This is a genomic window from Trichocoleus sp. DQ-A3, from assembly GCF_039961975.1.
In the GTDB taxonomy this organism is placed as follows: domain Bacteria; phylum Cyanobacteriota; class Cyanobacteriia; order Cyanobacteriales; family FACHB-T130; genus FACHB-T130.
Genome location: NZ_JAMPKC010000001.1, coordinates 339,797 through 364,775 on the forward strand (window position 1 = coordinate 339,797; position 24,979 = coordinate 364,775).

General features: G+C 48.6%; 21 protein-coding genes. 12 read left to right on the forward strand and 9 right to left on the reverse strand.

All coding sequences use genetic code 11. From position 1 onward, the window contains the following. Nucleotides 1–20 precede the first annotated feature (20 nt). Together NDI44_RS01410 and NDI44_RS01415 are read left to right on the forward strand one after the other, a co-directional pair. Complete coding sequence (locus NDI44_RS01410; RefSeq protein WP_190413133.1) at nucleotides 21–296, forward strand: MoaD/ThiS family protein; 276 nt, start codon at nucleotides 21–23, stop codon at nucleotides 294–296. Between the two features lie 112 nt (nucleotides 297–408). Continuing rightward, a complete protein-coding gene (locus tag NDI44_RS01415) occupies nucleotides 409–1,164 on the forward strand; it encodes a DUF2996 domain-containing protein (RefSeq protein WP_190413135.1) in 756 nt (251 codons plus the stop codon). Nucleotides 1,165–1,219: 55 nt separating this feature from the next. Here NDI44_RS01415 and NDI44_RS01420 read toward each other — a convergent pair whose 3' ends face one another. Continuing rightward, a complete protein-coding gene (locus tag NDI44_RS01420) occupies nucleotides 1,220–1,696 on the reverse strand; it encodes an NINE protein (protein WP_190413137.1) in 477 nt (158 codons plus the stop codon). Nucleotides 1,697–1,930: 234 nt separating this feature from the next. Between NDI44_RS01420 and acsF the strand changes: the two genes are divergently transcribed. From acsF to NDI44_RS01435, 3 genes are all read left to right on the forward strand, one after another. After that, the gene (acsF, locus tag NDI44_RS01425) at nucleotides 1,931–3,007 is read left to right on the forward strand and encodes a magnesium-protoporphyrin IX monomethyl ester (oxidative) cyclase (protein ID WP_190413139.1); all 1,077 of its coding nucleotides are present in this window, start codon (nucleotides 1,931–1,933) and stop codon (nucleotides 3,005–3,007) included. 102 nt (nucleotides 3,008–3,109) lie between these two features. Next, complete coding sequence (locus NDI44_RS01430) at nucleotides 3,110–3,904, forward strand: hypothetical protein (RefSeq protein ID WP_242037087.1); 795 nt, start codon at nucleotides 3,110–3,112, stop codon at nucleotides 3,902–3,904. A 98-nt stretch (nucleotides 3,905–4,002) separates the two neighbouring features. Continuing rightward, nucleotides 4,003–6,198, forward strand: a complete 2,196-nt coding sequence (locus tag NDI44_RS01435; RefSeq protein WP_190413141.1) for an ATP-binding protein — start codon at nucleotides 4,003–4,005, stop codon at nucleotides 6,196–6,198. 129 nt (nucleotides 6,199–6,327) lie between these two features. On the opposite strand, the gene NDI44_RS01440 is transcribed toward NDI44_RS01435, so the two are convergent. The 4 genes from NDI44_RS01440 to NDI44_RS01455 all read right to left on the reverse strand — a co-directional run bounded on the left by NDI44_RS01440 (nucleotide 6,328) and on the right by NDI44_RS01455 (nucleotide 11,830). Beyond that, complete coding sequence (locus NDI44_RS01440) at nucleotides 6,328–7,944, reverse strand: NAD(P)H-quinone oxidoreductase subunit 4 (RefSeq protein WP_190413143.1); 1,617 nt, start codon at nucleotides 7,942–7,944, stop codon at nucleotides 6,328–6,330. A 143-nt stretch (nucleotides 7,945–8,087) separates the two neighbouring features. Further along, complete coding sequence (locus tag NDI44_RS01445; protein ID WP_190413145.1) at nucleotides 8,088–10,160, reverse strand: NAD(P)H-quinone oxidoreductase subunit 5; 2,073 nt, start codon at nucleotides 10,158–10,160, stop codon at nucleotides 8,088–8,090. A 362-nt stretch (nucleotides 10,161–10,522) separates the two neighbouring features. Continuing rightward, nucleotides 10,523–10,864 carry a thioredoxin domain-containing protein gene (locus tag NDI44_RS01450; RefSeq protein WP_190413147.1) on the reverse strand — a complete coding sequence of 114 codons (342 nt, stop codon included), beginning with the start codon at nucleotides 10,862–10,864 and terminating at the stop codon, nucleotides 10,523–10,525. A 249-nt stretch (nucleotides 10,865–11,113) separates the two neighbouring features. Continuing rightward, nucleotides 11,114–11,830, reverse strand: coding sequence for an NnrU family protein (locus NDI44_RS01455; protein ID WP_190413149.1), 717 nt, complete (start codon nucleotides 11,828–11,830; stop codon nucleotides 11,114–11,116). Nucleotides 11,831–12,129: 299 nt separating this feature from the next. Here NDI44_RS01455 and NDI44_RS01460 point away from each other — a divergent pair, with 299 nt between their 5' ends. The 4 genes from NDI44_RS01460 to NDI44_RS01475 all read left to right on the forward strand — a co-directional run bounded on the left by NDI44_RS01460 (nucleotide 12,130) and on the right by NDI44_RS01475 (nucleotide 17,316). Further along, nucleotides 12,130–13,134 carry a LysR family transcriptional regulator gene (locus tag NDI44_RS01460; RefSeq protein WP_190413151.1) on the forward strand — a complete coding sequence of 335 codons (1,005 nt, stop codon included), beginning with the start codon at nucleotides 12,130–12,132 and terminating at the stop codon, nucleotides 13,132–13,134. 111 nt (nucleotides 13,135–13,245) lie between these two features. Next, nucleotides 13,246–14,697 carry a serine/threonine-protein kinase gene (locus tag NDI44_RS01465; protein ID WP_190413153.1) on the forward strand — a complete coding sequence of 484 codons (1,452 nt, stop codon included), beginning with the start codon at nucleotides 13,246–13,248 and terminating at the stop codon, nucleotides 14,695–14,697. Between the two features lie 29 nt (nucleotides 14,698–14,726). After that, nucleotides 14,727–15,800 (forward strand): PstS family phosphate ABC transporter substrate-binding protein, encoded by a 1,074-nt coding sequence (locus tag NDI44_RS01470; RefSeq protein ID WP_190413155.1) that lies wholly within the window; start codon nucleotides 14,727–14,729, stop codon nucleotides 15,798–15,800. 100 nt (nucleotides 15,801–15,900) lie between these two features. Next, nucleotides 15,901–17,316: an ABC transporter substrate-binding protein gene (locus tag NDI44_RS01475; RefSeq protein ID WP_190413157.1), complete on the forward strand. Its 1,416-nt coding sequence runs from the start codon at nucleotides 15,901–15,903 to the stop codon at nucleotides 17,314–17,316. Between the two features lie 64 nt (nucleotides 17,317–17,380). On the opposite strand, the gene NDI44_RS01480 is transcribed toward NDI44_RS01475, so the two are convergent. Beyond that, on the reverse strand, nucleotides 17,381–18,079 hold the full coding sequence (locus NDI44_RS01480; protein WP_190413159.1) for a Crp/Fnr family transcriptional regulator: 699 nt from the start codon (nucleotides 18,077–18,079) through the stop codon (nucleotides 17,381–17,383). A gap of 218 nt (nucleotides 18,080–18,297) precedes the next feature. Here NDI44_RS01480 and NDI44_RS01485 point away from each other — a divergent pair, with 218 nt between their 5' ends. Then, on the forward strand, nucleotides 18,298–19,191 hold the full coding sequence (locus NDI44_RS01485) for a DALR anticodon-binding domain-containing protein (RefSeq protein ID WP_348235253.1): 894 nt from the start codon (nucleotides 18,298–18,300) through the stop codon (nucleotides 19,189–19,191). Between the two features lie 157 nt (nucleotides 19,192–19,348). Here NDI44_RS01485 and NDI44_RS01490 read toward each other — a convergent pair whose 3' ends face one another. Next, entirely contained in the window at nucleotides 19,349–20,227 is an 879-nt protein-coding gene (locus tag NDI44_RS01490; protein WP_190413163.1) for a Cof-type HAD-IIB family hydrolase, read from the reverse strand. Between the two features lie 86 nt (nucleotides 20,228–20,313). On the opposite strand from NDI44_RS01490, the gene NDI44_RS01495 reads away from it, so the two are divergent. Beyond that, nucleotides 20,314–21,285 carry a cation transporter gene (locus tag NDI44_RS01495; protein ID WP_190413165.1) on the forward strand — a complete coding sequence of 324 codons (972 nt, stop codon included), beginning with the start codon at nucleotides 20,314–20,316 and terminating at the stop codon, nucleotides 21,283–21,285. A gap of 245 nt (nucleotides 21,286–21,530) precedes the next feature. Here the strand turns inward: NDI44_RS01495 and smpB are convergent, their stop codons facing one another. Continuing rightward, entirely contained in the window at nucleotides 21,531–21,998 is a 468-nt protein-coding gene (gene smpB, locus NDI44_RS01500) for an SsrA-binding protein SmpB (RefSeq protein ID WP_190413167.1), read from the reverse strand. A gap of 107 nt (nucleotides 21,999–22,105) precedes the next feature. Further along, nucleotides 22,106–23,986: a serine/threonine-protein kinase gene (locus tag NDI44_RS01505; RefSeq protein ID WP_190413170.1), complete on the reverse strand. Its 1,881-nt coding sequence runs from the start codon at nucleotides 23,984–23,986 to the stop codon at nucleotides 22,106–22,108. Nucleotides 23,987–24,415: 429 nt separating this feature from the next. Here NDI44_RS01505 and NDI44_RS01510 point away from each other — a divergent pair, with 429 nt between their 5' ends. After that, nucleotides 24,416–24,922: a hypothetical protein gene (locus NDI44_RS01510; protein ID WP_190413172.1), complete on the forward strand. Its 507-nt coding sequence runs from the start codon at nucleotides 24,416–24,418 to the stop codon at nucleotides 24,920–24,922. Nucleotides 24,923–24,979 lie beyond the last annotated feature (57 nt).

The following is a 24,979-nucleotide window of genomic DNA, read 5'->3' on the forward strand; positions in this document are numbered from 1 at the left end:
CTACTGAATAATCTTTAACTATGACAGTCAAAGTTCTCGTTCCGACTCCTCTCCAGAAACTTACCAACAATCAAGCCACCATTGAAGGCAGCGGCAGTACGATTGGTGAACTGCTCGAATCCTTGGAGCAAAGCTATCCTGGCATCAAAGTGCGTTTGTGCGATGAAAAGGGCGAACCCCGCAGATTTGTGAATTTCTACGTCAACAGCGAAGACATCCGCTTTTTGGATGGAACTCAGACACCGCTGAGCGAAGGTGATGAGGTAAGCATTGTGGCAGCGCAGGCGGGAGGCTGATTCCAAGATAGGATGAGCAGTAAAGGATTTCAATCTCGAATCGGGATTGTTAATCCTACCTTCATCCATGCTGCATACATTCAAAAAAATCACCAACTTGCGGATAAGTCCAATGGCAGAAGAAACGAATCACAATGACGCCGGAGAGGTGGCTCCTAGCACTGTTGACAAGCAGGCTCCTAGTGTTTCTGAAGAAAATGCTCCCAGTACGGATTCTGACGTAGCAACCGACATTCCTACAGCAAACGCACCCGCTCCAGAAGCTGTGAATCCGGAGGTGAATCCGAATGCGACTGGAGAAAAATCTTCGACAGAGGCATCAACCCCAGATGACTCGGCTCAGGTTCAACCAGATGTTAAAAAAACCGCTCAAGCATCTAAAGAGGATAAGCCAACGGGTGCCAAAGCTGCTAAAGCAGATAAGCCAGCAGGTGCCAAAGCTGCTAAAAAGGACGAGTCGCCAGAAGGGGATAAGCCAGCTGCTAAAGCGGCTAAAAAAGAGAAGGCACCTGCGGTAGAAGACAAGCCTTTTGTTGAGTTTATTCAACAAGACTATTTACCAGCTTTGAAAACAGCACTTGAAAAAAAGGGCGTCAAAAATTTAGAGCTGAAATTTGACAAGAAGCCGCTTCAAGAAATCTCAGAATGCTGGCAAGTCAACGGGAGCTGGCAAGGAGGAAAGCGGAACTTTAACCTTTATTTTCCCGAAGAAGACATTCAAAAACAAAGAGCTTTTTCCTGTTTTGAAGGCTCTAAACCCAGTATCATTGAGCCTTTTTTGTGCGATGAGCGCAAGATCACGCTGGATTTAATGGTGTTTGGCGTGACGCAGCGGTTGAATGCTCAAAAGTGGCTGGAAAGAAATTAGTCGGGAAAGGTGAATTTCATTAGTCATTAGATAATTACTAATGACTAATGAGCCATTACAACTCGATAAATTCATAAATGACAACGCCAGTTTCTGGGTGATTGTCAACCATGACGTAGCCACTTTTGAGCATTTCTTTCAACGTGGCTTCTGCCTTGGCAAAACTTACACCTGTATCCATCACCGCTTGGGTAACGGAAAGTTTGCCACCTCTAGCAGCAGCGGCTTTCACAAGTTTAACCATTAGTTGATCGCGGGTAAGCTCTTGTTTGGTAAGCGCGATCGCAGGTGGCGATAGAGGCACGCCCGTGGAGGATACCCCCAAGCGGTCTTGAAGCTTGGCATTATGTTCCTCCACCATGCCGGGAATCAGAAATAAATCCACGAACTGTCCGACCCCAAACAAACCCCACGTAAACAGCCACAGCAGCCCCGTGCCAATCTTGCCATTGTACAGGCGATGCATCCCCGCTATCGGTGGGGACAAAAAACAGGCTAGCCAAAGAACATAGGCAGTCGAGACGTTCTTCATAAGATTCCTAGCGCTTCAGATGTCCTAACTTCAATCATAGGATTTTGTTCTTCACTCTTGCACCTAGGAATTGAGCAGCAAGAACTCTGAAGATGTCACAAAACTTGACAGCGTGTAGTAAGTCTTAACGTAACAAGTGCGATCGCTCTCGTGTAGATTGGTAGACTGGAACGCAAGCCTTTGAGTGAAAGCGACGGAATCATAATAATAAGAGAAACAAGAGAGACAAAGAATATGGTGGATTCCCTCAAAAAACCCAGCTTTGAAGAATTAAGACCTGGGGTGAAAGTACCTGCGAAAGAAACCCTACTGACGCCCCGGTTCTACACCACCGACTTTGATGAAATGGCGAAGATGGATCTGTCGCCAAATGAAGATGAACTCAAGGCGCTGATGGAAGAATTCCGCGCTGACTACAACCGTCACCACTTCGTGCGGGATGCCGAGTTTGACCAATCCTGGGATCATATTGATGGGGAGACGCGCCAGTTATTTATTGAATTTCTAGAGCGTTCCTGCACGGCAGAATTCTCCGGATTCCTACTCTACAAAGAACTCGGACGCCGATTGAAGGACAAAAACCCGCTTCTGGCAGAAGGCTTTAACTTGATGTCGCGGGATGAAGCTCGTCATGCTGGCTTCCTGAATAAGGCAATGTCAGACTTCAATATGTCACTAGATTTAGGGTTTTTGACCAAGAATCACAAATACACCTTCTTTAAGCCGAAATTCATCTTCTACGCGACCTATCTGTCCGAGAAGATTGGTTACTGGCGGTATATCACCATTTACCGGCACCTAGAAGCCCATCCCGAAAACCGCGTTTATCCCATCTTCCGGTTCTTTGAAAACTGGTGCCAGGATGAAAACCGGCACGGTGACTTCTTCGATGCCGTAATGAGAGCGCAACCCCAATTCTTGAATGATTGGAAAGCAAAGCTGTGGTGTCGCTTCTTCCTGCTGTCAGTGTTTGCGACGATGTATCTCAACGACATCCAGCGTTCCAAATTCTATGCCACGCTTGGTCTGGACGCACGGGAATATGACATTCACGTGATTCAGAAGACCAACGAAACCGCAGGACGGGTGTTCCCAGTGATTCTGGATGTAGAGAAGCCAGAATTTTACGAGCGCCTAGAAGTGTGCATCAAAAATAATGAGAAGCTGGGTGCGATCGCAACCTCCAACACCCCCAAATTCCTGCAATTGTTCCAGAAGCTACCCCTTTATGCTTCTAATGCTTGGCAGCTGCTGCGCCTGTACCTAATCAAGCCGATTGATATGACTGCCGTGCAAGGTAAAGCCCGCTAATTTTGAGCATCTTCCCTCAACTAAAGTGGTTCTGCACTAAGCAGAGCCACTTTTTTTATCCTTATCAAAATTCCTCATAAATATAGAACTGACGCAACCCCCATGACGAAGACCTTTAGCATCTCGCGCCTCAGCCCGCTAGACGCACAGACGCTAACTTGCCTTTCTTTGCGCCTTTGCGCCTTTGCGCGAAACTCTATACTGTTCGCAATCAGCACTTCCTTGATTTTGGGGATATCGTCTGCCCAAACTCAAACCCAGGCTCAAACCCAGCCACAAGAAACGCCCAAGCCAGAGGCTAGCGAGTTGGATTTAAGCCCAGAAATTATTGAAAATAGCCCGGTTTTGCAGCGTTGGCGGCGAGACGTGCCGAATGTGCTAGAAGAAATTCGCAATGACCCCAGCTTTCGGACTAGGGTGCGCCTCGGCTACTCCCAGTTTCCTTCATCTGGGCAAGCCGGGGGAGTCAATATTGGCGTGGAGGACGTGTTTATTGGTCGCACCGGCTTAACCATCAGTGGGGATTATCAAACTGCGTTCAAGGGTCAGCGCGAGGCTTATGGAGCAGATTTACGGTACTACGTACTTCCTTTGGGTGGCTACGTTAATATCGCGCCCCTGGTGGGCTATCGACATTTGGAAACTGACCGATACTCAACAGATGGCTTACATGTGGGTGCGAAGCTGATATTCGTTTTATCTCGCACTGGTGCAGCCGATATCTCCTTAACTCAGAGTTGGGTTGCTCCAGCAACGAATGAAGAAGTCGGAATTACAAAGCTTTCCGTCGGCTATGCCTTTACCCGCAACCTGCGCTTATCGACAGACATTGAGAAGCAAAATGCAAGACAACGCAAAGATAGTCGGGTTGGCGTCGTACTAGAGTGGATGCCTTAAATTAAATGTTTAGATAATTGAATATTGCAATGTTTAGGGCATTTCACCCTGAAAACCTCTAAATTGAATGCCATTACAAAAAGAGCCTTTGCCGACCTATGAACGCCTCAGACAATTTAGAGCTGTTTGGGCTATTTTTGCAACATACACCCGCTGCCGTAGCGATGTGCGATCGCCAGATGCGTTACTTGCTCGCTTCTCGTCGGTGGCTAATCGATTACGGGCTAGATGAGCAAAATCTGATTGGGCGATCGCATTACGAAGTTTTTCCTCACCTTCCCGACCAATGGCGGCACAAGGCTGAGCTAGTTTTAACTGGGGCGAGTGTAGAAGAGTACCAGGAAAGTAGCTTTGTTTGCCCTGACGGTTCCTCGGTGCCGATAAAGTGGAGCCTGCATCCTTGGAAGCACCCAAGCGGGGAAAGGGGTGGATTGATCCTGTCGGCAGAGATGATCCAAAGTGAGGACTTTTTCCATTCCATCTACGAGGGCGTGGAAAACGCCATCTTTGTTTTAGATGTGGACGCACAAGGGGTTTTTCGCTACCTTAGCTGGAATCGACCGATAGCGATGGTTACTGGCATCAGTAGTGCCCAAGCGATGGGCAAAACTCCCCATGAACTATTTGGTTTAGAGTTAGGTAATTCTTTGCATGAGAGATATACAAAATGTCTCGTCGCAGGGGAATGTACTTTTTACGAGGATTGCATTCCCTTGCAGGGTGTAGACACTTATTGGCTAACGACTTTAACTCCACTGCGGGATGCTGCGGGTCGCATCTATCGAATTATCGGCACCGGAAGTAATATCAGCGCTCTCAAGCAGGTGGAGGAAGCGTTGCGGCAATCAGAAGCTCGGTTCCGAGAACTCGCGCAGCGAGAAGAACTACTCAATCGTCTTGCTAGTCAAATTCGCAGTTCGCTGGATCTCAATACCATCTTGGAAACAGCCGTGCAGGAAATCCGCAGGCTGCTGCAAATTGAGCAGTGCCTTTTCATGTGGTATCGTCCCAATGGTGAATCGGCAAGTTGGGAGATATTGCATGAAGCGAAGGTAGACAATTTGCCTAGCTTTCTGGGTTGCTATCCAGAGGAACCGACCAGTTTTCAAGTAAGACAACTCTTAAACCGAGAAATCATCCATTTGGATAATATTGAAGCGTTAACCGACCCCAATTCACGGCAGTTCTTCCAATCGCTGGGGTACGTTTCTATACTAAATTTTCCGATAATGACTCGCACGGGCGAACTTGGTGTAGTTGCCTGCGGTCAATTTAGCAGTCCTCGAACTTGGCATGAGGATGAAGTGGAACTGCTTTCGGCGGTTTGCGACCAAGTTGCGATCGCGATTAACCAAGCGGAACTTTATACTCAAACTCGTGAAGCCGCAGCGATCGCGCAAGCGCACGCCACCCGGCTCGAAACCACGCTTCAGGAACTCCAACGTACTCAGTCTCAACTGGTTCAAAGTGAAAAAATGTCCAGTTTGGGTCAGTTAGTGGCTGGAGTCGCGCATGAAATCAATAATTCCGTTAACTTCATCTACGGGAATTTAGCTCCGGCGAGCGAATACACGCGAGACATTCTTGGGTTGCTGCAACTATATCAACAGCAATATCCCCATCCAACGCCAGAAATTCAAGACGAAATTGCCGCGATTGACCTAGATTTTCTCATCAAGGACTTGCCTAAATTACTTTCTTCAATGAATGTGGGGGCAGAGCGCATTTGTGAGATTGTGCGTAGCTTACGCAATTTCTCCCGCCTTGACGAAGCCGAGATGAAACTGGTAGATATTCATGAAGGCATCGAAAGTACGCTCCTAATTCTGCAAAACCGCTTCAAATCCAAACCAGATCATCCCCCTATCCAGCTAATCAAAGAATATGGCAACCTACCTAAAGTAGAGTGCTATCCAGGGCAGCTTAACCAAGTATTTATGAATCTTCTCACCAATGCAATTGATGCTTTGGATGAGTCTAACAAAAAGCGATCGCTTGAACAAATCAAAGCCGACGCCAGTATCATTCGGATTCGTACCGACGTGTTGACAAATAACCGAGTCGTAATCAAGATTTCCGACAATGGGCCAGGAATGGCAGAGGAAGTCAGAAAGCGACTTTTCGATCCTTTCTTCACAACCAAACCAGTCGGTATTGGCACAGGGCTTGGGTTGTCGATTAGCTATCAAATTGTGGTCGAAAAACACGGCGGTCAACTCAAATGTATTTCAGCGCCCGGTCAGGGGGCGCAATTTCTGATAGAAATTCCCCTGCATCCGCCATCACACATTTGATACTATTGCCGATGAATTCGTAATTTTTAACAAAAAGGGCGGATATTTAATTCCGCCCTGAAAGGGATTATTGATTATGAAAATTTAGCAAGCTGAAAATTCAAACATCAAGAAAATTTTTGCAATTTTTCACCTTTGAATTGTCTGGCGATTGCCGATTTCTGGTGCCCGCAACGACAACAGGGGAATATCCGCCTGTGCTTGGGTCGGAACCTGTCGCCCACTCGCCAGCGTCGGAACTGAACCTCGCAGTCGCTCCGTCAGCTGCAAAGTGGTTGCGTCGTAAATTTGAGTCAGGATTTTGGGGTACAAGCCAATGCCAATAATCGGCACCAACAGACAGGCGATGATGAACACCTCTCGTGGTTCCGCATCGATCAAGGCTTCGTGTTCCACTAATTCCTTATTCTCCGGCCCGTAGCAAATTTCCCGCAGCATCGAGAGTAGGTAGATGGGGGTCAGAATCACGCCAACGGCGGCTAGAAAGACCACCACGACCTTGAAAGTGGGGTTATAAGCATCGCTGGTCGCAAAGCCAACAAACACCATGATTTCTGCCACAAATCCGCTCATCCCTGGCAATGCTAATGACGCGAGCGCACAAGTCGTCCACATGGCAAACATCTTTTTCATCCTCAACCCGACGCCGCCCATTTCATCCAGCATCAGGGTGTGGGTGCGGTCGTAAGTGGCTCCCACTAGGAAGAACAAGCTTGCCCCAATCAAACCGTGGGAAACCATTTGCAGCACCGCGCCGCTTAAACCCAAGTCAGTAAATGTGGCAATCCCAATCAGCACAAATCCCATGTGGGAAATCGAGGAATAAGCGATTTTCCGTTTCAGGTTCCGTTGAGCAAAAGAGGTGAGGGCTGCGTAGATGATGTTGGTAACGCCCAAAATCACCAAAACGGGCGCGAACACGGCATGAGCATCGGGTAGCATCTGGGCATTCATCCGAATCAGCGCATAACCGCCCATTTTCAGGAGAATTCCTGCTAGCAACATATGCACTGGTGCAGTCGCTTCGCCGTGAGCATCTGGTAGCCAAGTATGCAGGGGAATAATCGGCAACTTGACGCCGTAGGCAATCAGAAACCCTGCATAGATCCAGAGTTGGAAAGTTAGGGGGTAATCCTTGGCAGCGATCGCCCTCATATCAAACGTCACGGTATCGCCGTAGAACGCCATCGCCAAGGCGGCTACTAAAATGAACAGCGACCCGCCAGCCGTATAAAGAATGAACTTGGTAGCCGCGTACAAACGCTTCTTACCGCCCCAAATTGCCAGCAGCAGGTACACCGGAATTAGTTCCAGTTCCCACACCAGGAAAAACAACAGCATATCCTGGACCGCAAACACTGCAATCTGACCGCCGTACATCGCCAGGAGCAAAAAGTAAAACAGCTTCGGCTTAAACGTCACGGGCCACGCTGCCAAAGTCGCCAGGGTGGTGATAAAGCCGGTGAGCAAGACTAGCGGCATTGATAAGCCATCTACGCCCACCGACCACCTTAGGTCGATTTGGGGTACCCAGGAGTAACTTTCCACCAGTTGCAGACCGGGATTAGAAAAGTCGTACTGAGTATAGAAGGCATAAACCATCACCACGAAATCAATCAGCCCAATAATGAGGGCGTACCAGCGTACCGTCTTACCATCTTTATCTGGTATCAACGGAAGCAACAGGGATGCCGCGATGGGGAACAGGATGATAAAAGTCAGCCAAGGAAAATTAGCTGTATTCATGAGATATCAAATCGTGAGCAACAAGGTTTAGCTGTCAGCTATGAGTAAGTGTACTTAAAAAGGAAAAAGGAAAAAGTTTTCAGCTTTTTCCTTTTATCTTTTGTTGACAGCGGATAGAAACACACAGCGAGCGGTTTCTAAATTTAAGTCACACCAAAGACAATCACGCCCACTAGCACCGCCCCAAACACAATCAGGGCATAGAATTGGACGCGACCAGTTTCAAAGTATTTCAGACTTTCACCACTCAACAGCGTCGCTAAGCCGGTGAAGTTGACTGCGCCATCAACCACGCGGAAATCCACTTCCATGACTTGTCGCGCTAAGCGACGGCACCCTTGAACGAAGAGGGTGTCATAGATTTCGTCGAAATACCACTTGTTGAGCGACAGCTTGTAAAAGAAGGGGATTTTAGCAGCGATCGCAGCGGGATCGATCTTGCCTCTCAAGTACATCAGAGAAGCCAGCGTAATTCCAATCAAGGCAATTCCGACCGAATTACCCCCCATGATCAGAAATTCTGTCAAATCAAACTCAGTGGCTTTTTCCAGCACCTCAGTCAACGGTTCGCCGGGGGCGTGAATGAATTCCTCAAAATAATTGTGGAAAGGCGTCCCAACCAAACCAATCAGCATCGACGGCACCGCCAGAACAATCAGGGGCAGCGTCATCGTCAGCGGCGACTCGTGCGGATACTCGCTATGACCGTGGTCATCATGGCTGTCATGGGCTTTGGAGGATAACTCTCTGGTATCCATCGCCCCAGGGCCAAAAGCAAATTCAACCTGGGGAGATTTAGTCGCCCCTAGTAGTTCCTGCTTGATGCCTGATTCATGCCCTCGGAATTTGCCCTCAAACGTCCGGAAATACATCCGGAACATATAGAAAGCAGTCATTCCAGCCGTCAGCCAGCCGACGAACCACAGCGCCGGATTTGCCCCAAAAGCGCTGCCTAGAATTTCGTCTTTCGACCAGAACCCAGCGAAAGGTGGAATCCCGCTGATCGCGAGCGTTCCAACCAAAAAGGTGAGGGAGGTAATCGGCATATACTTCCGCAGTCCGCCCATCATCCGCATATCCTGAGCCAAGGCGGGATCGTGACCCACGACTGATTCCATGCCGTGAATCACAGAACCAGAACCTAAAAACAGCATCGCCTTGAAGTAGGCGTGTGTCATTAGGTGAAATAGACCGGCAGTATAGGCACCGACGCCCATTGCCATTACCATGTAGCCCAGTTGGGACATGGTGGAATAAGCGAGACCTTTCTTGATGTCGTTTTGGGTAATGGCAATGGTTGCCCCCAAAAATGCAGTAAAGGCACCCGTCCAGGCAATCACGTTCATTGCGACTGGGATGCCTTCAAACACGGGATACATCCGCGCAATTAGGAAGACGCCCGCAGCCACCATCGTTGCCGCGTGAATCAGGGCGCTGATGGGGGTAGGGCCTTCCATCGCGTCTGGTAGCCAGACGTGCAACGGGAACTGAGCAGATTTCGCCACTGGTCCCATAAACACTAAGATGGCGAACAGAGCCGCAAGGCCGGTACTTAGGTAGCCTGATGCGACAAATGCTTGCAGGCGATCGCCTATCACGTCGAATTCAAAGCTGCCCGTCGCCCAGTACAGCCCCAGCATCCCTAACAACAGCCCGAAGTCGCCGACGCGGTTGACGACAAAAGCCTTTTGGCAAGCATCGGCTGCTGCCTTCCGGTCATACCAGAATCCGATCAGTAGGTAAGAACACATACCGACCAGTTCCCAGAAAATATAAACCTGTACCAAGTTGGGGCTGACCACCAAACCCAACATGGAGGAACTAAACAGGCTCAGATAGGCATAGAAGCGCACATACCCCGGATCGTGAGCCATGTAGCCATCGGTGTAAATCATCACCAGGAAGGCAACTGTCGTCACGATGACCAGCATCAGGGCCGTCAAGTGGTCAATCGTGTAGCCCATATTCAGGTGAAAATTCCCCGCGGCTGCCCACTCCAGGGTACGGGTGTAGGTAGCATGACCTTGAATTTGACTCCAGAGCAGCGCCAAGGAGAAACCCATCGCCATCCCTAGCAGGGAGACTATAACCACGGCATTTAACTGCCGCAGACTGTTGGTAAATCGATTAATCGAGATTAGTCCCAGACCGACCAGCATCGCCCCAGCTAGCGGCAGGACTGGGATGATCCAGGCATACTGATAGAGCAGTTCCATCACTGACGCCTACTTTATATTTCTTAACTAACTTGGTAAGACCGTTTACATTGTGACACAGACGGTCTCTAAAGTATTTATAACTAACAGTTTAGACAGCCAGAAACTTGTCAGCCAAAAATTAAACCCACCGATAGAGAGAATCGGTGAGTTTAAGAACGGGTAAAACGTTGCATTCAGGTTGAACAGTTACAAGCAGCGAAAAAATTGATCGGGATTTACGCACTGAAAGCTTGAAACCGAGATCCCCCGAACCCCCCTTGAAAACGGGGAACCGGACAATTCCCCACTTTATCGGCGGATGTAAAGGGGATCTCTGCGTCAGTCCTATTTATCTTGGATAGGAGCAGCTATCTCCAACTTCAGGCAGAATTTGGCAAATAACTTACCATAATTTTTTCTAATGCCATGCGTAAATCATCCCGCCCTTGAAAGCTATCAATGCGGTGAACTACCTTGCCGTTTTCAATCAGAACGATCGTGGGTAGAGTCTGGAGGCGATAAGTATTCGCCAGTTTTAAATTTTGATCGGCATTAATTCCAACTAATTTGACTTGTTCGCCCCATTCAGATTGAACTCTAGTCAGGAGGGGGTTAATTAGCCGACATAATCCACACCAGGGTGCCCAAAAATGAACTAGGACTGGGGTGGAAGATTCTAAAACTTCTTGTGTAAACGTCCGTTCGTTAACAGAAAGCACCATGATCCCTCTAGTTTTATTCGCTTTTACTATTGAAAGTCAGCCAAAAGGAGGAAGTGGAACAATAAACAATGAAGTAAAATCCTTCAGCTTACTCTAGCGCAACTGATATGCCAGTGCGTATCTACTACGTCTAGGCATCTATGGGGAAGCTAAGGCGGTAGAACCAGAGCGTAATTAAGCTGAAAGTTATTTGGAATCATGCTACATCCATTTGGGATCGCGTGGCTCAGCATAATTGCGGAACTCACACTACCATCTGACAACACCTGTCGCCTGGATCAACCAGGGATGCGCCCACCACAACAGCAGAATGAAAGCAGTGACCCCTAGATACGCAGGGCGGAGAAACTCTTGCCATTTCAGGGTTTGATGCCCTTCCAGGAGCGCCTGGAAGGGGACAACAGAGGTGCGAGCTTTCACAGCCTCGAAAGCTTCCCCATAGCGAGCCAAGAGACGGCGATCGCCATGCCAAACTGCGAATAAATGATGCAGCACTAGCCCTACTGAAGTTAAGAGGGTAAACGTCGTGCCAACCCAAAGCGTATGGGCAATACACCAAATCACCTGTCCAACCATTTGAGGATGCCTGGTGATGCGGATAATGCCGGTTTCGTAAAGATGCACTTGAGGCTTTTCGATGGCGGCAATTTCCAGCAAGTTGAAAGTTGCTGGATAAAGAAACAGAAATGAGATAGCCGAAAGCACCCACACCACCGACTGAACGCCGGGGACGCCCTGAACTTGCCACAGTTGCAGCCCATCATAACGATGATTAATGAAGTAAACGATCAACACCACTGCTAGAGGAAGACTGACGAGGGCAAATAAGATGCGGTAGAGGCGGGGGCCGATTTTTTTTTCGCCCCAAGGACGCAGTGCAGCGAGACCACTGTGAGCGATCGCAAACCCAAAAAGCAGTCCCAGCATTATGTAGTGGCTAGGAGTCAGAACGCGAAAGAAATTCATAAACTTTTACGTAATTTCCAGTAGAAAATAGACCCCCCAAGTATTCCCTGAGAGACTTGATCTCGTGTTGTGTTACTGTCGATGACTGAGAGGCTTTACAACGAAGTGGGCTATCAATCGCTTGAGTCCAGCCCCATCTCTCGCAAGAGAGCGCTTAGCGATCCTTCGGTCATTGGTGATGGGTCATCGGTCAAATGTCAGCAGTAACCAACAACTGACAACTGACAACCGACAAAAAGCTAACAGATCGCCGAGCTTTATGCCTCAGTCGCTCCTTTCCCTTTTCAGGTAAAGCCTGTATGTCTGACCTTCCTTTCACTTTAGACCAACTCCGCATTCTTAAAGCGATCGCCGCCGAGGGAAGCTTCAAGCGTGCCGCCGATAGCCTGTACGTCTCGCAACCCGCTGTCAGCCTCCAAGTCCAAAACTTAGAGCGGCAGTTGGATGTGCCGTTGTTTGACCGGGGAGGACGCAGGGCACAACTGACGGAAGCAGGGCACCTACTTCTCAGCTACGGCGAAAAAATCTTGACGCTTTGTCAAGAAACCTGCCGCGCCATTGAAGACTTGCAAAATCTCCAGGGTGGCACCCTGATTATAGGAGCTTCGCAGACGACAGGAACTTACTTACTGCCCCGAATGATTGGGATGTTCCGCCAGCAATATCCAGATGTAGCAGTACAATTACACGTTCACTCGACGCGCCGCACGGCGTGGAGTGTCGCCAACGGGCAAGTTGACCTGGCAATCATTGGGGGAGAGGTTCCTTCCGAACTACAAGAAGCACTAAAAATTATTCCTTATGCTGAAGATGAACTAGCGCTGATCTTGCCAGCCTTACATCCCCTCGCCAAAATTGGGACTATCCAAAAAGACGATCTTTACAAATTGCAGTTCATTGCCTTAGACTCCCAATCCACCATCCGCAAGGTGATTGACCAAGTGCTAACTCGCTGCGGCATCGATACCCGACGCCTCAAAATAGAGATGGAACTTAACTCGATTGAGGCAATTAAAAATGCCGTGCAGGCAGGACTTGGGGCGTCGTTTGTCTCCCTATCGGCGATCGAAAAAGAGTTGCAAATGGGCATCCTCCACTACGCAAAAATTGAAGAGGTAGTGGTCAAGCGGATGCTATGGGTGATTGTGAACCCAAATCGCTACCGCTCCAAAGCAGCAGAAGCGTTTAGCCAAGAAATTTTACCCGCCTTTGCCTCCCCCGGATGGGGAAGAGAAATGGAAGCATCCACTCCAATCGAAGCCGATGGGTTCAAGGCAGCTGCTCCTAACTCCGCAGGCAGTTAATTCCAGTATTAGCCATCTGTTAGTTGCTAATCGCGAATGGAAGTATGGCTACTAGCTCTTAAACAATTAGCAATTAGCAACAATCGATTAGGATTTGACCAGTAACTCCTCATGGAAATTTACTGTACCCGTCCCGGCTGCCCTCGTCCCCTGAATTTTTTTGCCGATCTTGATGACAACAACCTTGTCAAAACGGTGCAGCAGAAGTATTGCACCGCCTGTGGAATGCAGCTGATTTTAGATGGTCGGTATCTATCGGCAAAGCTGTTAGGACGAGGGGGATTTGGTGCAGCGTTTTTGGCACGCGATCGCCGCACGCCTGGAATGCGCCGATGCGTCGTCAAACAGTTTCAGCCAGTGGGAGATTTAACGCCGGATCAGCTACAAATTGCCCAAAATCTATTTGCACGGGAAGGAGAAGTTTTAGAAGAACTCGGCAGCCATCCTCAAATTCCCGACTTGTTTGCTTTCTTTGATATCACAGTTCCCAGCATTCAACCGGGAAAACAGGACAAGTTTTTCTATCTGGTGCAGGAATTCATCGATGGGCATAATTTGGAAGAGGAACTGGCGCAGAAGGGGAAGTTCTCCCCAGACGAGGTGTTATTACTGCTGCGAGAAATCCTGCCGGTGCTAAAGTTTGTTCATGATAGCGGCTCCATCCACCGAGATATCAAGCTTTCCAACATTATGCGCCATCGCAACGGTCGGCTTTATCTCTTAGATTTTGGTGCTGTTAAGCAGGTGACGAAGGCAACGCCTGGTGGATCGTCAACCGGAATTTATTCAATGGGATTTGCACCGCCAGAGCAAATGGCTGGGGGTCAAGTGTATCCTTCAACCGATTTGTATGCCTTGGCGGTGACTTGCATTATCCTACTCACGGGCAAGCAGGCAACTGAGTTATTTGATGTCTATACAAACCAGTGGAATTGGAGACCTCATGCGGGTGCGATCGCTACCGCAGCGGTAGCCAGTGAGTGGAATCGCTTCGCCGATATTTTAGACCAGATGCTCTTGAGTGCGCCGAATCAACGGTTTCAGTCTGCGGATGAAGTGCTGCACGCCCTGACTTCATCACCGCCCCCTGCGCCTCCGGCACCACCGACTCAGATGCCTACCCGCGTCGCCGCTCCAGCCGCCCCTGCCGCGCCTCCTACTCCAGCCCCGACTCCTCAGCCACCCGCCCCCATTTCTCAACCCGCCTCTCGACCGAGATTTTCTCTACTGGAGGTTTTAGGTGGGGCAGCTTTTACGGGGTTTGAAGGCGGATTGTTATTTATTGCTTTGGGTAGTTTGCTGCCATCCCCAGGGCTGAGCGTTGGATTGTTGGGGATGATGATTGGGGGTCTATTGTTTGCTCAATACCGCCGCTTCATTGAAAAATTGGATTTATTCATTATTGCAGGAATAACTCTGGCGATTATGCTGTTTTTTCCCGTTTTGCGAGACGGGTTTCCCCTTGAGATAGTCGTCTTTGTGGCTATGTTGGCTGGAGCAGGCGCGATCGCAGTGACGGCTCTATTTCGCCTAATTTATAAATTACTGGCTAATTTTCTCTAAGCTAATCGTGAGCTTCCTGAGTAACCATCATGTCCCAAAAAAACGAAACCACGGTTCTCGTCTTAGCCCTCCTGCTCACTGCTGCTTTATTAGGCGCTGGCTTTTGGTGGTTTACCAAGCGGTCTGGTGTTGACCTCGGTCGTTTAAACCAAACCACCAATCCTAGCGATTCTGCTGCCAACGATCGGGAAAATCAGCCCAATCGCTCAACACCCTCCACGGGTGAAAGCTTTCCCCAAGTGCAGAACGTTCCTACTGGGCTGTTTAGCTACGGTGGCAGCACCTCTTGGGCACCGATTCGACTCGCAGTAGACTCGCGGATGCAAGCGGCGCGACCTGAGTTTCGGCTGCGCTATGTTGAGCCAAATACCGGCCCTGCTAGCTCTGGCGCTGGCATCAGAATGTTACTAGACGGGAAAATAGACTTCGCCCAATCTTCGCGACCGATTCTGACGAGCGAGTATAACCAGGCACAGCAGCGAGGGTTCGGGCTTAAAGAGATTGCGATCGCAATTGACGGATTGGCAGTCGCGGTTAACCCAAACCTGAATATTCAAGGTTTGACCTTAGAGCAGTTGAAATCTATCTATACGGGCAAGATTACTAATTGGCAAGAATTAGGCGGCCCAGATATCCCAATTAAACCCTATTCTCGTTCCCCAAATGCTGGAGGAACGGTGGAACTATTTGTGGAAGAAGTTTTGAACGGTCAACCTTTTAGTGCCAATGTTGAATTTGTCTCTACCACGACTCAAGCACTGCAAAAACTTGGTGGTAGCCCTGGAGGAATTTACTTTGCTTCTGCGCCTGAAGTGGTTCCACAATGTAGTATCAAGCCTTTGCCAGTTGGGCGGAGAGCGGGTGAATTTGTAACGCCTTACCAAGAGCCTTTTGTGCCGCTGCAAACGTGCCCTAGTCAACGCAATCAGCTGAATATTCAGGCTTTTCAAACGGGTCAATATCCCCTGACTCGGAAGCTATTTGTGATTGTTAAACAGAATGGTCAGAGAGAACAGCAAGCGGGTGAAGCTTATGCAAATTTGTTGCAGATAGAACAAGGACAGCAACTGATTTCTGAGGCTGGATTTGTTAGGCTCCGCTAATTACTCTCGTTTAAAACGTGATTTAAACTAAATATTTCAACGAGAAAAAGAATTTAATTAGACTTATCAATAAGACCTATTTCTTCCTGCTTAACCATCCATGTCCCATAAAAATGAAACAACGGTTCTTGTTCTGTCCCTATTGATTACAGCAGGTCTGTTGGGGGCTGGTTATTGGTGGTTTAAGAGCAATTCCAGTCCCCCAATTGCTCCGGGAAACCCTGATTCGGTGCAATCAAGTCCAGTTCCTATCGCACCAGGTTCTATCAGCACTCGAATTAGTATAGGGGAAAAATCTTTAGCAACGGCGAATGCTAACTCCGAGAAACAAGCAGGAGTGCAAGCATTTGCAAGCGGGGATTTTGCTAGCGCGATCGCTAACTTCCAATCATCCCTCCAAGGGAATCGCAACGATCCAGAAACTTTAATTTATCTCAATAATGCCCGGGTCGGCAAGCAAATCAGCTACACCATTGCTGTCTCTGTGCCAATTGGCACGGATGTAAATGGAGCTTTAGAAATGTTGCGGGGCGTCGCTCAAGCTCAAACTGAAATTAATCAAGCTGGGGGAATTAAAGGAATTCCGGTAAAAGTAGCGATCGCGAATGACGATAATAATCCAGAAATTGCCAAACAAATTGCTACCGCCTTGGTCAATAATCCAGAAGTGTTAGGTGTTATCGGCCCTTATTCGAGCGATGTCACTTTGGCGGCAGGAACTACTTATAACGATGGCAAATTAGTCATCATTTCCCCGACCAGCACCTCAATTAAACTTTCCGGTTTTAGCCGCTACGTTTTTCGGACAGTTCCCAGTGACTACGTAGCAGCCAGGGCATTATCTGACTATATGCTCAACAAATTGCAACGGAAAAATGCAGCCGTTTTCTTTAATTCCCGGAGTGCTTATAGCCAATCGCTGAAATCGGAATTTGTCGCTGCCGTATCTTTAGGAGGCGGGCAAGTATCGAATGAGTTTGACTTATCCGAACCGGGTTTTAGTGCTGCTAGAAGTATCGATCTAGCGATCGCTCAAGGTGCCCAGGTGCTAATGTTAGCAGCGAATACAGATACTTTAGACAAAGCCCTGCAAGTCGTGCAGCTAAATCGCAAACGATTAAAGCTCTTGGGGGGAGATGATGTTTACACACCTAAGACTTTGGAAGTGGGCGGTGAGGCAGCAGTTGAGATGGTGCTGGCAGTGCCTTGGCATATCAATGGCGATCCGACTTCTAACTTTCCCCGCCAATCCCGACAACTATGGGGTGGCGATGTCAGTTGGCGTACCGCTTTGTCTTATGACGCTACCCAGGCTTTGATTGCAGCCTTGCAGCGCAATCCCACCCGAACCGGAGTCCAAAAATCCCTAATTGCATCGGATTTTTCGTCTACTGGGGCATCGGGCATCATCCGGTTTTTACCGTCAGGCGATCGCAATGCTGCCGTCATTCTCGTCCGCATTCAACCGGGTACCACCTCCGGTACCGGCTACGATTTTGTACCCCTTCGTCCTTAATAGGTTGGTAGCCATGAAAGGGCAATCGTCAGGACAACAAACTGATGGCAATCGGCTCAAAAAGCTAATTATTGTTAACACTCAAAGCAGACGCAGGTAAACAGAGCAAATTATCCCCTTGAGTTCTGATTAATCCTTTTTGACGTAACTTACCCATTAAGCGAGTCACAGTGACACGGGTAGAACCGATGGCACTGCCAATTTGGGCATGAGTCAGGGGAAATGGCAGACAGTAACCGCTATCTTGGGGTTCGCCAAATTCTTCGATCAACAGCGTCAGGAATCCCAACAGCCGATCGATTGTCCGTCGCTGTCCTAAGGTACTCAGCCACAGTAGCTTGCGCTGGTGCTGATACCGGAACGCATCAAATACTTCGCGACGGAAGTGAGGCCAGTTGTCCAGGTCATGCCAGTACATCCAAACTACAGAAGTTTGATCGACGTGGGCATAAGCCTGAAGAGTAAACGGTGACTGGGCAACAATTTCAAACGGTTGTCCTGCACCCACAAAGCCTAAAAAAGCTTCTTCTGGACTCAAACGCAGAACTTTAGCCGCGGAAGAACTGGTGTTAGCGCTAACTTGAGCCGTACCGACTAAGCGGACGGCACCCCGTTGGACTAAATACAAAAGTCCTGGTCTAGCTGGAATTCGCTCATCTTTACTGAAAGTCCGATAACGGTAGTGTTCCTGCGCCCAGTCTAGAATCCGTTGCCAGGTTAAAAACGGTCGTGATACCTCTGATGTGGAGGATGGTGATTGCATAAGTGGCAAGCGATGATCTTTTATAAATTTTACCAAGCTTACAAGGTAGCAAAAAATACTTCCTCACGCGCCTGCTTGAGTTAGATATTATTCTGGGAAAGTTCTAACCTTAGGTAGAGGTCATAAAACTAGACTAGATAAGCGAAATACGCCTTTCAAAGGGAGTGAGTGTGAAGGTGAATTTACCGGCTGTTCATTACCCATCGCTGAAGCAACAGATGCTTATTCAGCTACAAGCAGCTATCGGTTTGTACAGAGAAAGATACCTTCTCGACAAGGACGCGATCGCTTCACATCCGCCAGAGGAAAATACGCCGTTGGCTGAGTTGATGAGCGGCGCTGAAATCCCTCTCCAGCGATTTCAGGAGGGTAAAGGCATCCGATACAGGTCGAGTGTCGCCCTCAAATTTGCAGCTCTCTGGCACCTGCCAGCATTGGAAATTGCAACTGAGCTAGCTGCCTATCTCTGTACTAGCGTCGATGACGCTCAGGGAAAGGTGGGTTTACAAAATTTGACAATTCAAGTGATTCCTCCCGGTTTCATTGATTTCCAACTCACCGATACGGAAATAGCTCGTTGGTTGCAGCTTTTGGTAGTAGGGGTGAGTCAAAGCCAGGGAGTTCCCAATTACCTATTACCAATTCCCGATTACCGGGTACCGATGACTTACCCCCAACCCCTATCAAGTCTTTCAAAAGTACAGTACATCCATGCCCGTTGCTGCTCTTTGCTGCGCTTAGGGCATCGGGAGAAGATAATCCAGCTCAATGACTCGCCTGCGCTGATGCTAGTCTACCCAGAGCCAATTCCTTGGCTGACTGCGGACGGGCAACTCCAGTTGGTTCATCCAGCAGAACGCCACTTGATCGCCCAATTGTTGGGGTTGCTAGATGAACTGGGGGGCATGAATCAACTGAAGTGGGGAAAACGGGCGTTTGATGCGACTCAGGCTTTTGAAACCTTTTACAGTGAATGTCGCATTTTTGGCGAAGTCAAGACTCAGATGCCTCATCTGGCGCAGGCAAGATTGGGGTTAGTGGGAGTAACTCGCGCAATTTTGAAATTCCTCTTGCAAGACAGGCTGGGCATCTTGGCACCCATCGAACTTTAGTCGTACCACCACCTACCCCTAGTTAGAAAATTTTGTAAAAAGCACTAGACAAATGGAATGATATGCAATACTATTGCTCTTGTGTGAGGAGCGAACCAGTGAGGGGACCGAGACGAAACACGGCCAGTCGTCGGTCCTCTTTCTGATCTAAAGGGTTTTAAAGTAGAAACATTTCAATGGCAGCGGCGGCACCATCTTTCTCTACACTAGGAGCCACCCACTGCGCGATCGCTTGAACCTCTGCGGGTGCATCCCCCATCGCAACACCAATCCCAGCGTATTCAAGCATCTCCAAATCATTAAAGTTATCGCCAATCGCCATGACATTAGCGGCGTCTAGCCCTAATATCTCTTCGGCTAAGTAACGCACTGCCGTTCCTTTATTCACACTAGGGTGGGTTGCTTCAAAGAAAGTCGCAACAGAGGTAGTCAGGTAAAGTTCGGCTGGGGTGTAACGCTTTCGTAACGTTCCGAGCAAATTTTCAATCACGGTTGTATCGTCACAGAGCGCCAAAACTTTCGTCGGTTCAGCAATCGAGAGGGTATTCCGCAGGTCGCCAACAACGATAGGCTGGATGCCGGAGCGTTCTGAGTAAGCTTTGGTTGCCGATGTCAGTTCTCTGACATACAACTGGTCGTTGATGTAGAAGTGGACGGAAAGCAGCGATCGCAATTCCGGTTCCTCAAAGTGTTCCAACAGTTGCAATACCATTGGCTGAGAAACAGGCGAGTGACGCAGAACTTTCTGGCTGATGGGGTCTTGAATCCAAGCACCTTGATAAGCCATCACCGGCAATGTGGAGCCAACGTGTTGATGGAAGCGCAAAGCAGAACGATACATCCGACCTGTCGCGATCGCAACGTGAATACCCTTTGCTTGAACGGCACGAATTGCCCGAAGTACAGGTTCTCTGATAGTGTTGGATACACCGGCAATCGTGCCATCAATGTCTAAAACTAATAATCGAATCGCCTTGGCATCTAAACCGGGAGAGTTGACCTCAGCTACCTGGTTAGAAAAAGAAGGGTTTGACATGAGTTGTTCGTTGTTCGTTGTTCGTTGCTAGAGTAACCAAACTTCTAAACACTAACAACCAAAAACTAATAACTCCTTAAAAGGCTATGACCGAGGCAAAGAATCGCTATCGCGCCAGTCGTCGGGTTTTATTTGCGACGCTTTGGCTCACCTTGTTCGTTTTATCCGTTAAAGTTTCAGCAGGTTGGACAACGCGCTCGCTCAGCCTGCTAGCGGAGTCGCTGCACACCCTGATTACCAGCTTCAGTATCCTGTTGAGTTTGCTCGTCACTGCCGCACCCGACCGTCTAGCAGGGCGCGAAGTGCATGGTCATAGCAAACTGGAAAGCGTGGCAACGCTTCTGCTCGTGGCTTTTTTGGGCTTTGCTTGCTTAAATTTACTGGGAATGTCCGCCCAGCAGCTAGTCGCTGCGACCAGGGTTGTCGATCTCCCGTATCCCACCTCAGTGAGTCTACCCCTAATTCAATTGCTGGGAGTGGTTGTCTCCACAACCCTAGTCCTCGCCCTCATCGGCGTGTACCAAGCCAGAGTTTTAAATAGCCCTGCTGTGCGGTTTAATTCCATTCAGTTGTTTAAGGATGTGGGGCTAACCCTCTTGGTAGTAGCAGGCTTGGTAGGCGTGATGTGGGGAATTTTCTGGCTCGACGTAATGCTGGCAGTTTTTTTGGTTCTTCTAGCCGTGAGAAGTTGTTGGTACGTGGTGAATTGGCAGTTACCGCTGATGGTGCAGCAGACTGCGATCGCTCCCGAAGTTTTGGCGCAAATTGCCCGTCAGGTTGGCGGTGTCACCCACTGTTACCAGATTGAGTCGCGAGGAATTGTCGGGCGTTTGGTGTTAGTGCAGATGCATCTAATTCTGCATCCAGAGTTTATGGGAATTGCTTCTCTGATTGCCGAGCGCATTGAGTTGGCGATTCGAGAGCGCTATGGTCCCATTCAAGCCATTTTCTATATTGATGACGATGTTCGAGAGCTGGAAAACTACAGTTCCGCTAATCCAACTTTAGAAGTGAACGGAATTCGTTATCGACGAGATGAGACACACAGCCAAAATTAACTTTGAGCGACGCTTCTGGCGAGCGGAGTAGAACTTCATCCCAATTCCGGCTTGTTGACGCTTCACTTTCAATTTGTCTTTTGTCCCCCAATTGAGCGGGGGGCTATTAACGCCGCAGAACTTTTCTTGCCTGAGTATCTTTCCTAAGTATCAGATAAGCAGATGCGAATCCAGCACTTTCAACCTAGCTGTCTTTATGTGTTTCTGATACCGAACTCACGTTAATTCCCAATTTCCCGATTTCATTAGTAATTTTTCATCGCCCGTTCCATATCGCGCTTATCATCGCGCCGCTTGACGTCTTCGCGCTTGTCGTGCAGCTTTTTACCCTTGCCAAGACCCAAACTAATTTTAATCCAACCCCCCTTCAAATACATTTTCAGAGGGATTAACGTTAAACCTTGCTGTTCCACCTTGCCAATCAGCTTGCGGATTTCCTGGCGGTGCAGCAGCAATTTGCGAGTGCGACGAGGGTCGTGGTTGAAAAATGCGCCGATGCCCTTGTAGGGCGAAATGTGGACGTTCAGCAGCCATATCTCACCATTGCGAATCAGGGCATAGCCATCTCGTAGATTGGCCTGACCCAGACGAATCGATTTAACCTCGGTGCCAGTTAACTCTATTCCCGCCTCATAGGTTTCCAAAATTTCATAGAGGAAACGGGCTTGCCGGTTATCGCTAAGAATTTTTATCCCTTCGTTCTTTTGACTCATTGCAGCCCATCAGTGGAAAACCTTCCCTTAACGTAGCCTTAAAACAGAACCTGTTGCAATAGACTCCAGAGGGAGCAGGGGGGAAGATCAATGGCCTACTGCCTGAATTAGGGAATGAGTCTTAGCGTAACTTCTTGGAGGCGGCTACCAGGGTTCATATCTCGATACGTTGCACCGACTTTCCGACTTCTAGCATCTTGGCGTTCTGCTGAAATCTGGGAAGCAGATTGAGCTGCTGCTTTTTGAGCTTCCGCCTTTTTTTCGGCTTCAGCTTGGAGGTGCTGCTTTTCGGTATATTCTGCACTCTTGGCTAAAGCTCTGGCGTAGGTAGGGGTGTCTTGGGGAATCTGTTGCAGATAATTTAACGCACCCGCAAAGTCTGTTCTGAATGCTCGTTCGTAGGCTTGTTGTAACAGATAATCAGCTTTGATATGTTGCTTTTGGGTATATTCAGCAATCTTTGTCTGAACTTTTGCCCCAGCAGGCGTTTGTTGGGGAATGAGTTTGAGATAGTTTAGGGCGCTGGTAAAGTCTTTTTCTGCCGCTCGCTCGTAGGCTTTTTTTAATAATTGTTGAGATTCTGCTTCAATTTTGGGTTGAGTTTTCTGAACAAGTGGCGCTATTTTTTCTTGCCAGTAGGAAATTCTAGGAATCTTACGAGCTGCTTCTAGCACATCTAACCACCGGCTTTCTTTAAATGCTTGTTCGGCGGATTGAAATTGAGCAGCAGCGGTATGCCATTCTTGGCTCCACTCGCGTGCGGTGGCTTGAGCTTCTGGATAGATAGAACTTTCTGAGGGAATAGATTGTGCTAGCGCGATCGCGCCTTGAACATCTCCTGTCTGATATTTGTCCTTCGCTGTAACTAAAATGTTTGATGAAGACTCTGACGGAAAAGCATTCAGCAGAGAATAAAGTCCGCCTGTTATTACTAAACTATTCGCTGCAATCCCGATTCCAAGCCCAGTCAGTATTGGAGAATGTTGAGGTTTGTAAGAGCGAGTATTTCTCTCGCCTTTCCTTGATTTTTGAGTTGGAAATTCTTTAATTGTGGCTTTGTGAGTTTCTTTTTTTTGACGATTAAAAACTGCCTTCTGTACGGGTGGCTGGTTGGTTGTCTCTACTGCTGGCTTCTGGCTTCCGTCTAACGACTGGAGAGCTTGCAGTACCTCCGAAGCTGACTGGTAGCGGCTTTTGAAGTGGTAGCGTACCATCTTGTTCAGGACAGAAACTAAGCGATCGCTCAAGACACTCATTGACCGACTGCTGATAAAAAGGTGCTGCCAGATCAGCTCACCCGTCTCAGGATCTTCTTTTAATTGTGCAGGTTCCACACCAGTTAAGGCTTGGATGGCAATTACTCCCAAAGCATAGATATCGCTATTACGGCGGGGATGTCCGATGAGTTGCTCTGAGGGAATGTAACCTAAGCTACCAACAGCCAAAGTCGTCTTACTCTGTGCTAGATCGGGAGCTGAATGCTGCGGCTGCGCTACACAAAAATCTACTAGAAATAACTTGCCATCCTCGCCGCGTCTGACTAAATTGTTCGGTTTCAAGTCGCCATGAATGATGCCGTGACTGTGAACAAATGCCAGAATACGCAGGACTTCTTCCAGCATTTCAATGACTTGGGTTTCCGTCCAGCGTTTGACGCAGCCTTGGCTTATGGGCAGTTCCGCACTCAGCTGATGTCCCTGAATAAATTCTTGTACCAAATAGAATTCCTGGTTTTCTTCAAAGGAGTCTAACAACTGAGGAATTCGATTATGGGTGCCAAGTTTTGTCAATATTTCTGTTTCGTTGACGAACCGACGCCTTGCACTTTCCAAACTGTTGGGGTCTGAACTTGCAAGACTAAAGTGCTTGACAACGTATTTTGGCTTGCCTACTTGGTGAATGTCTTCGGCAATATAGGTCTGTCCAAAAACTCCAGATACCAGGAGTTGGACAATTTGGTAACGCCCTTTTAGTAGTTTCCCGATCATGGAGTAAATTGCCAGCTTTTTATCTAGTGAATTTTAAAAACACATCTAGATAATTTTTTCAGCAACTCACATCTATTTCCGGAAGCCAGTGACACGTACTGTACAGCTAAGCGCAAATCAATGTAAAATCGCGCCCGGATACCAGAAACTCAGTTTCTCGACCACAGAGCTATTTACAGTTTTGTTGTGCCTATACGCTCATGCTGAGCGTCGCTACACCGTTTAGAAGCCTACAGTAAAGGAGCGCATTTCTCAACTTGCGCCCCTGTTGTGGGTCAAAAAAATCAAGTCTATTGCTGTGTCAAAAATGTTTTGACAGTCTGTAGAGGCTTTCGGGTCGGAAAGCCCCTACTTTTCAGATAAACATTGACAGACTAATCTCCAGACACCGATTTACCGTTCGCTCACTGTAATGGTGGCGTGGGTGGTGTGACTGGTGTAATCGACGGGATTGCCGGTGTTACGCCTGGTGTGACCGGCGGTATTACGGGTATCACGGGCGGAACCCCTGGTAGAGCAGGCGGTGTTATGCCTGGTGTGGTTGGTGTTGCTACGCCTGGTGTGGTTGGGGTGGTGACGCCTGGTGTGGTTGGTGTGGCTACACCTGGTATAGTCGGCGTGGTTACGCCTGGTGCGGTCGGCGGTGTCGGTGTGGTGACGCTTGGTGTGGCTGGTGTGGTTACACCTGGTGTGGCTGGTGTGGTTACACCTGGTGTAGTTGGCGTAGTGACGCCTGGTGTAGTCGGTGTGGTGACGCCTGGTGTGGTCGGTGTGGTGACGCCTGGTGTGGTCGGTGTGGTGACGCCTGGTGTGGTCGATGTGCCTGGGGCGTTAGATTGGGCAAGACCTGAGGTGGAGATAGCGACGGGCGCTGAAAAGGCTAGAAGAGTAGCAAAGACAAACTTTCTTATCATTTGGGTAGATGCCTATGGTTAAGTTTTATCAAAAGAGCCTGGTTGCATATTGACAAAAGTATGTTTCAGCTCACCAGCA

Coding starts and splice junctions, on each gene's coding strand:
- acsF (WP_190413139.1), top strand. CDS start 1,931: ATGGTGGATTCCCTCAAAAAACCCAGCTTTGAAGAATTAAGACCTGGG.
- NDI44_RS01505 (WP_190413170.1), bottom strand. CDS start 23,986: ATGATCGGGAAACTACTAAAAGGGCGTTACCAAATTGTCCAACTCCTG.
- NDI44_RS01495 (WP_190413165.1), top strand. CDS start 20,314: ATGACCGAGGCAAAGAATCGCTATCGCGCCAGTCGTCGGGTTTTATTT.
- NDI44_RS01430 (WP_242037087.1), top strand. CDS start 3,110: ATGACGAAGACCTTTAGCATCTCGCGCCTCAGCCCGCTAGACGCACAG.
- NDI44_RS01455 (WP_190413149.1), bottom strand. CDS start 11,830: ATGAATTTCTTTCGCGTTCTGACTCCTAGCCACTACATAATGCTGGGA.
- NDI44_RS01420 (WP_190413137.1), bottom strand. CDS start 1,696: ATGAAGAACGTCTCGACTGCCTATGTTCTTTGGCTAGCCTGTTTTTTG.
- NDI44_RS01470 (WP_190413155.1), top strand. CDS start 14,727: ATGTCCCAAAAAAACGAAACCACGGTTCTCGTCTTAGCCCTCCTGCTC.
- NDI44_RS01475 (WP_190413157.1), top strand. CDS start 15,901: ATGTCCCATAAAAATGAAACAACGGTTCTTGTTCTGTCCCTATTGATT.
- NDI44_RS01460 (WP_190413151.1), top strand. CDS start 12,130: ATGTCTGACCTTCCTTTCACTTTAGACCAACTCCGCATTCTTAAAGCG.
- NDI44_RS01465 (WP_190413153.1), top strand. CDS start 13,246: ATGGAAATTTACTGTACCCGTCCCGGCTGCCCTCGTCCCCTGAATTTT.
- NDI44_RS01435 (WP_190413141.1), top strand. CDS start 4,003: ATGAACGCCTCAGACAATTTAGAGCTGTTTGGGCTATTTTTGCAACAT.
- NDI44_RS01480 (WP_190413159.1), bottom strand. CDS start 18,079: ATGCAATCACCATCCTCCACATCAGAGGTATCACGACCGTTTTTAACC.
- NDI44_RS01450 (WP_190413147.1), bottom strand. CDS start 10,864: ATGGTGCTTTCTGTTAACGAACGGACGTTTACACAAGAAGTTTTAGAA.
- NDI44_RS01440 (WP_190413143.1), bottom strand. CDS start 7,944: ATGAATACAGCTAATTTTCCTTGGCTGACTTTTATCATCCTGTTCCCC.
- NDI44_RS01485 (WP_348235253.1), top strand. CDS start 18,298: ATGCTTATTCAGCTACAAGCAGCTATCGGTTTGTACAGAGAAAGATAC.
- NDI44_RS01445 (WP_190413145.1), bottom strand. CDS start 10,160: ATGGAACTGCTCTATCAGTATGCCTGGATCATCCCAGTCCTGCCGCTA.
- NDI44_RS01415 (WP_190413135.1), top strand. CDS start 409: ATGGCAGAAGAAACGAATCACAATGACGCCGGAGAGGTGGCTCCTAGC.
- smpB (WP_190413167.1), bottom strand. CDS start 21,998: ATGAGTCAAAAGAACGAAGGGATAAAAATTCTTAGCGATAACCGGCAA.
- NDI44_RS01410 (WP_190413133.1), top strand. CDS start 21: ATGACAGTCAAAGTTCTCGTTCCGACTCCTCTCCAGAAACTTACCAAC.
- NDI44_RS01490 (WP_190413163.1), bottom strand. CDS start 20,227: ATGTCAAACCCTTCTTTTTCTAACCAGGTAGCTGAGGTCAACTCTCCC.